General features: G+C 71.1%; 3 protein-coding genes. All 3 read right to left on the bottom strand.

Features of this window, described 5'->3' with window-relative positions; all coding sequences use genetic code 11:
* Window positions 1-557: hypothetical protein (locus AC31A1_RS50475; RefSeq protein ID WP_489659761.1), on the bottom strand; the 557-nt coding region annotated here is incomplete at its 3' end.
* Window positions 558-613: 56 nt separating this feature from the next.
* Window positions 614-1,045: a helix-turn-helix domain-containing protein gene (locus AC31A1_RS50470; protein WP_489659760.1), complete on the bottom strand. Its 432-nt coding sequence runs from the start codon at window positions 1,043-1,045 to the stop codon at window positions 614-616.
* 148 nt (window positions 1,046-1,193) lie between these two features.
* On the bottom strand, window positions 1,194-2,156 hold the full coding sequence (gene sigJ, locus AC31A1_RS50465; RefSeq protein WP_489659762.1) for an RNA polymerase sigma factor SigJ: 963 nt from the start codon (window positions 2,154-2,156) through the stop codon (window positions 1,194-1,196).
* Window positions 2,157-2,166 lie beyond the last annotated feature (10 nt).

Genomic DNA, 2,166 nt, shown 5'->3' with positions numbered 1-2,166 from the left:
GCGGGGGCCGGGGCGGGCGCGGGCTCGGTCTTGACCACGACCGGCTCGGGGTCGGGCTCGACCGCGACGGCCAGTTCCTCGATCTCGTCGGCGGCCTCGCCGCGCCAGGTCTTCACGGCCTGCTCGCCGTGCTCGGCGACCTTCTCGTACGCCTCGCGGGCCTTGACGGCGTACTCGGCGGCGACGCCGACACCGCGCAGCGCGAAGTCCTGGGCGGACTCGCCGAACTTCTTCAGGTCGGCGTCGAGAGTGCTGCTGAGCTTCTTGAGGTCGCCGTCGAGGCTGGTGATGAACTCGTTGACCTTGGTCTGGAAGGTCTCCTGCGCCTCCTTGGCCTTGGCACTGGCCTCCTTGGCGCGGGCGGCGGCCTTCTCCTGCACGGCCTTCGGGTCGGTGCCGCGCACGGCGTCGATCCGGGCCGGCGCCTCGGCACGCAGCTGCTCGACCAGGCCGGGAACCTTCTTGGCCTGCTGGAGCGCGAGGTCGGCGGTGCCGGCGGCGAAGTAGAGGGGGGTGGGGTCGCTCAGGGTCTTGCGCAGGTCATCGGTGATGGCCATGGTGATGGTCCTCCCGGTTGCTATCAGCTGAGGGTTTTGTGTTGTACGTCCGCGGGTCAGCCGGCGGTCTCGTGCGGCGCGGCACTGTCGCCGCCGTCGGCAGCACCGGGGCCGATGCCCTCGCCCCCGTCGGCGATCTCGAACCCGTTCTCCTTGCGGAAGGACTCGTAGACCTGAAGCAGCACGTGCTTCTGCCGTTCGGTGAGCGTGGGATCGGCGAGGATGACGGCACGCGTCTCGACCTCGTCCCGGTCCCGCTCGGCGTCGAGGATGCCGGCTCGCACGTACAGCGTCTCGGCGGAGATCCGCAGCGCCTTGGCGACCTGCTGCAACACCTCCGCGCTCGGCTTGCGCAGCCCGCGCTCGATCTGGCTCAGATACGGATTCGACACCCCGGCGGCATCGGCGAGCTGCCGCAGAGACAGCTGCGCGTTGCGCCGCTGCTCACGCAGATACTCCCCGAGATTGCCGACGTTGAGTGTTGCCATGCCTCCACCTTGCATCACCGGCGCTAACTATTGCAAGCGCCTGCTTGCAAAAGTGTGCTGCGCCACTCGCGGTGATGCCCGGTGCCCTCTTGTTGTACGGGACGTCACGCGCGGCCGAGGGGCAACAACACGCTCAGTCCCGACGGCTTCATCGAGCGTCGCCGTCGCCGTATCCGTACCCGTTCCAGGCCCGCAGCTTGTCCGGATTGACCACCAGCCACACATCGGTGATCAGCCCGCCCCCGAGCCCCACCGCAAGCACGGCGAACGTGGTCCCGCCGATCCGTACCGCCACCCCGGGCATCCCGTTTACGTCGTCCTCGACAAGCTCCATCTCCGGTTCCCGCCGCATGAGCCCGAGGAAGAGGCGAGCCACCTTGTCCCGGCCGACGACCGGACGCAGAGCCGCCCGCACCTTGCCGCCCCCGTCGCTGCGCGACTCGACCGCCGGGTCGAGCAGCGCCACCAGCGCGTCGAGGTCCCCGGTCTCGCAGGCCTCGCGGAACGCGGAGACGACGCGCCCGTGTTCCTCCGCCGTAGCGCTGCCGGGCGGGCGCCGGGCCACGCGGCGGCGCGCGGAGGAGGCGAGCTGGCGGCAGGCGGCCGGCGTACGGCCCACCGTCTCGGCGATCTCGGTGAACGGCAGGCCGAAGACGTCGTGGAGGACGAAGGCGACGCGCTCCGCGGGCGTCATCGAGTCGAGCAGCACCAGCATCCCCATGCTGACCGACTCGTCGAGGGTGATCCGGTCGGCGGGATCCTCGGCACCCGCACCGCCGCCCGTACTGGCCCACCCGGCCCCGTGCCGCACCGGCTCCGGCAGCCACTCACCGGTGTACCGCTCCCGCCGGGCCCGCGCCGAGCCGAGCTGATCGAGGCAGATCCGCGAGGCGACCCGGGTCAGCCACGCCATCGGCGCGTCGATCGCCCGCTGCCCCTCCTCGGACAGCGCGTACCAACGGGCGTACGTCTCCTGTACGACGTCCTCGGCATCCTGCACCGAACCGAGCATCCGGTAGCCGAGGTTGAGCAGGCGGCGGCGCTCGGCCATGAGCGAACCGAGGGTCGGGACGGGCGGGTCCTGGCCCGACTCGGGCGGTGGGGTGGGCATGCCGGCGATC

The organism is Streptomyces sp. P5F9, from assembly GCF_057961495.1.
This window is presented reverse-complemented; position numbering and strand designations above follow the sequence as displayed.